Source organism: Sphingobium sp. WR1, from assembly GCF_059693745.1.
This window is the reverse complement of record NZ_JCATID010000066.1, coordinates 1-4,045: the sequence shown is the minus strand read 5'-3', so window position 1 is coordinate 4,045 and position 4,045 is coordinate 1. Positions and strand designations below refer to the sequence as shown.

Genomic DNA, 4,045 nt, shown 5'->3' with positions numbered 1-4,045 from the left:
GTGATGCCCTTGCACGCCGTTCCGGTATTGTTCGTCCTTAGCGTTGCTTGGCGTACCTCCCACGCTATGCCCTCTACCTGCTGAATTGCCCGACGCCCAAAGGGTGATCCATGCCGGCAGATCGGCTGTCGCCGCGCGGAGAACCTTTCTTGCAGAGGGCTCAAGCTTCGCGATCGAGACAACATTGACCGGTCGCAGTGAACTCGACCTGATGCGGGCGGCGTCAGCCGCCGGCTACAAGGTCAATCTTGTCTATATCGGCCTGGGCGACGTGAGCTTTTCGATCGGCCGTGTCCGCAGCCGTGTCGCTAGCGGTGGCCACGACGTACCGTTGCAGGATTTGTTGCGCAGATTTTCGCGCAGCGTGGGAAATCTGCCGACCGCCATGAAACTTGCCGAACGGGTCTTGCTGTTCGACAACAGCAGCAGGCGGCTTCAGCTCATTTTCTCGCGAGAAAAGGGCAGGGTGAAATTTCGCTCATCCACAATGCCGCAATGGGTTCAGGATATCCTTTAGATATCTCTCCGCAATCCCTTTGTAATAGCGCTTGTGGCCGCCTTCAGCCCCGGAATCGACGTCTCCGCCTGCTCAACAGCAGCGATTTAAAGCTGCTCAATCCGCCTGCTCCTCCTGGGGAGCATCGCGTCGCGAAGCGGCGCGTCCGACGTTTCCGGAAGCGCTGTCGTTGATAGGGGGGAGTTTGGGGTCGTTTCATTCCTACGCCGTCAGGCGTTAGAGTGTTGGCCGACTAGGCCAACTCCGTTTCTCCCTATTATATATGAATCCATTAGCGGTTGCGGATCAATTTGAGACTCACGCTCCTGCGCGTCGATGGCAGCGCCGAGCCGAGCAAGGATCTTGCCCAACGGGCCGTCGACAACGCTCTCCGCAAGCTCGCGGCATGTCAGCTTAGAACGCATATACTCGATCTCTTCGAGCCGATCGGTTTCACGCTGAAGCTCATCATCAGGAACCGGCGCAGGGCGCATCCAACGCGGCAAATAGTCCATGAGCGATTTCGGCAGCAATGGCCGGTAGGCATTGGAGGTCTGCTCGTAGCGAGGGCCGGGGCCGTCAGCCTCGATCCGCTTAAACCGGCGCTGACGGACCAGGAAGCCGATCCGCTCTAGTATCCGCAGAGCGCGTGCGACCGTGGCACGCCCTAAACTGGTGGCTTCTGCGAGATAATCATAGCTGGGGAAGACTTTGCCGTTGTTCAGGCGCGAGAGGGTAAGGATCTCCTCGAACACCCTCACGCTCGCGCTGGTCAGCGTCGTCAGCAGCGCCTCGGTAGGAGACAGAACGCGGCCATTAAGCCGGGCCTCACTGCGTAGCTGGCGCCCTGCTTCAACGAGGCGTCGCGCCATGCGAAGCAGTTTATCCGTTTCTCCCTTGGCAGGGGCCACGAAAAAGACATGCTCGAACGTGCCGGCCTCAACGCTGTCGCGCAGAACACGCGCACCAGTGGGGTGCGGCGCGCCCGATCTCGCCTTGCGCGCTGGTTGTTTGCGTTTAGAAAATGCGCCCGCGAGCGCCTCGCTTAGGGTAAACGTTCCCATTCGTCCCTCCCTGGAGAGGGCCGTCACCGGACAAAAAGATAGCGTGGCGCGAAGCGCGCATCCTTGAACCGACGATCGGAATGGAGTAGGGAGAAGGGGTAGTTGACCCGGTTCGACGTTTGGCGACGTCGCTCCACTATTCCAACGGGATGCCCGGCCTTCGTGCCGGGCTTTCCTTTATGAGGTCACAGCCTCCCCTTTCTTCCAAGCTGATCGACAGGATCATCGACTGCGAGATTTTCGCAGTATTGTCATGGAAGCGGAAGGACTTACGGTTCGTGCTATCGGGTAGGAAACGCCCTAAAAGTTCGTGCTATCGGGTAGGAATGGCTACCCGGATTCGTGCTATCGGGTAGCATTCAAGGCCGGCTATTCGTGCTATCGAATAGGAAATGCGCGGCTTCACGCCGAATCGGAAACGTCCGATTCTCTCTCAATTGGCGAGCTGCTTGAGGCGGCGAGAGATGATGACGCGACTATGTTTTGCGCGCCGTCCAGCTTTCGGAGCCGCTGGATCAGCTTCGGCCTCAGTTTCGACAAGTCGCAATTGATATTCTGGAATTGTGTCAGCCGCAGCAATTGCCCGCAAGGCACTACGAAAATTGGCTAATTGGTTCTGATAGCCAATTTGTAGTCGGAATGTTGCCAAATCTATTTCAAGATCTTCGCCATCAACACAGGTCGAGCGAGCAACCTCATAGATCCGCCGCTCGATTGGCCCGAGCTGGAAATATGCCGTGGCATAGTTGAGTACCTGGCGATCGTGGAGGATGGCACGAAACAGCCAATCGCAGAGCCGAACCTTCACGGCCTTCAGCCGTCGCTCGCCTTTGGTGGTTTTCGCGTATTTAAGCTGCGCCTCCGAAAGCCAGGAGAAAAAGCCATCCACGCCTTCGCCACCGGCTTCGATGTTGGTCTTGATCTGCGTGCCCTGCAGGCGCTCCAAGGCATCCGCCAGCCGCTCATAGGAGCGTGATGAATGGTTGCTCCCTGTCACGCTGAAAAGATCATGAGCGGTAAACACGAAGTCCTGCGACACATCCTCGCCGTCCTCCATTTTGGAGGCCATAAGGCTCGCAATATAAAGGACAATTTCCTTGTCGTAGATCGTAGCGACGCCCTTTGTGCTGGGGCGGACCTCGATGGAGACGCTTGGCGTGCTGTAGGCGAGCGACTTCATCCAAGCGTTCTTGCTCAGGGCGAAAAATGGAAATGCCATAAGGGATCGCTCGCCCCGGACCTCCCCGGTGAGGGGGCTATCCAATAGGAAGAGTTCGCCTTGGGGGGTGCGAGTCATTGCGGCTCCATCATACCTTATTGCCCTACGCCCTTGGGCTACTTGGATTTCTACCCGAAAGCACGAACGGACCACGCAAAACCATCGGTTAGGCGCTCAAAGGGACCGTATCAGCCCCGAGTTCGTGCTTTCGAGTATGAATCATCTGATCGCTCTCAACAGTGCCGGCGACACGGCCCAACGTCCGATAGACGGTTGGCCGCGATATCGAAAATAGCTCGGCAAGGTCGCTGATCGAATAATCACCAGTGTCATGCATCCGGCGCAGCTCCCTTTGCTGTCGCTCCGACAGCTTGGGCTTCTTGCCACGGAGTTTCCCCTTCGAGCGCGCGACGGCCATGCCTTCCCGCGTCCGCATCCTGATAAGGTCTGCTTCGAACTCCGCGAAGGTGGCCAGGATGTTGAAGAACAGCTTGCCCATTGGGTCGGAGGGGTCATGCACGCTGCTACCCAATTGCAGCTTCACGCCACGCTCCGCCAAGCTGTCACCAATCGCTCGTGCGTCAGGTACAGAGCGGGCGAGACGATCCAGTTTAGGAACAACGAGGGTGTCGCCGCTGCGCACCGCTGCCAACGCCTGATCGAGACCTGGGCGTGCCCTGTTGGTCCCGGAAAACCCATGGTCGGTATATACCCGCTCCGGCGCGACGCCGAGCCGCAGCAGCGCGTCGCGCTGCGCAGCGAGATCCTGCTTATCTGTCGAGCAGCGGGCGTAGCCGATAAGGGTTTGGGTCATAGCCGCGATTTGTAACGTATAGGGGGCCTTCAATGCAAAACAAATCGGACCAGTCAAATGAGACGCACTAACATCCCGTCTTCCGGCGTTCGAGAACAGTGAGCATGAGTGTCCGTTGAACGATCCCCTATCGGACGAATAATCTCCCGCTACTTGTAAATGGCAACGCCCCTTCTACTTGCTGCGGGAAAGGCTGCGCGATAGTCAGTCGCGGGGGGAATTCATGGAAAAGCAGACTACTGGTGCGTGGGTTGTCCATCATGGACGCAAGGTTGCCGCAGACATGCGGGGTGCCGCCGAATTTAGCGCAATTGATCTGGCCGCCAAGTCAGCCGGATTGCTCGCTCGTCTTGGGGAAAGCGACGAAGCGACATTGACAGGGGTGACTACACGAAAGTGACGTATCTGCACGGAAAGGGCGAACGGATAGCGAACGTCACGCGGCAAGTAGG

General features: G+C 57.9%; 5 protein-coding genes. 2 read left to right on the top strand and 3 right to left on the bottom strand.

Translation table 11 applies throughout. The features are described from left to right. Positions 1-103: 103 nt before the first annotated feature. Positions 104-517 (top strand): ATPase, encoded by a 414-nt coding sequence (locus AC58EF_RS28235; RefSeq protein WP_497279679.1) that lies wholly within the window; start codon positions 104-106, stop codon positions 515-517. A 209-nt stretch (positions 518-726) separates the two neighbouring features. On the opposite strand, the gene AC58EF_RS28230 is transcribed toward AC58EF_RS28235, so the two are convergent. The 3 genes from AC58EF_RS28230 to AC58EF_RS28220 all read right to left on the bottom strand — a co-directional run bounded on the left by AC58EF_RS28230 (position 727) and on the right by AC58EF_RS28220 (position 3,593). Then, on the bottom strand, positions 727-1,560 hold the full coding sequence (locus tag AC58EF_RS28230; protein WP_497279678.1) for a helix-turn-helix domain-containing protein: 834 nt from the start codon (positions 1,558-1,560) through the stop codon (positions 727-729). A 433-nt stretch (positions 1,561-1,993) separates the two neighbouring features. Continuing rightward, positions 1,994-2,857 (bottom strand): replication initiator protein A, encoded by an 864-nt coding sequence (locus tag AC58EF_RS28225; RefSeq protein ID WP_340234944.1) that lies wholly within the window; start codon positions 2,855-2,857, stop codon positions 1,994-1,996. An 88-nt stretch (positions 2,858-2,945) separates the two neighbouring features. After that, complete coding sequence (locus tag AC58EF_RS28220; protein ID WP_497279677.1) at positions 2,946-3,593, bottom strand: recombinase family protein; 648 nt, start codon at positions 3,591-3,593, stop codon at positions 2,946-2,948. Between the two features lie 223 nt (positions 3,594-3,816). Here AC58EF_RS28220 and AC58EF_RS28215 point away from each other — a divergent pair, with 223 nt between their 5' ends. Then, the gene (locus AC58EF_RS28215; protein ID WP_497279676.1) at positions 3,817-3,993 is read left to right on the top strand and encodes a hypothetical protein; all 177 of its coding nucleotides are present in this window, start codon (positions 3,817-3,819) and stop codon (positions 3,991-3,993) included. Positions 3,994-4,045: the final 52 nt, after the last annotated feature.

Bases quoted from the DNA above. Each gene is read 5' to 3' on its own strand.
- AC58EF_RS28230 (WP_497279678.1), bottom strand. From the start codon at position 1,560: ATGGGAACGTTTACCCTAAGCGAGGCGCTCGCGGGCGCATTTTCTAAA.
- AC58EF_RS28225 (WP_340234944.1), bottom strand. From the start codon at position 2,857: ATGACTCGCACCCCCCAAGGCGAACTCTTCCTATTGGATAGCCCCCTC.
- AC58EF_RS28220 (WP_497279677.1), bottom strand. From the start codon at position 3,593: ATGACCCAAACCCTTATCGGCTACGCCCGCTGCTCGACAGATAAGCAG.
- AC58EF_RS28215 (WP_497279676.1), top strand. From the start codon at position 3,817: ATGGAAAAGCAGACTACTGGTGCGTGGGTTGTCCATCATGGACGCAAG.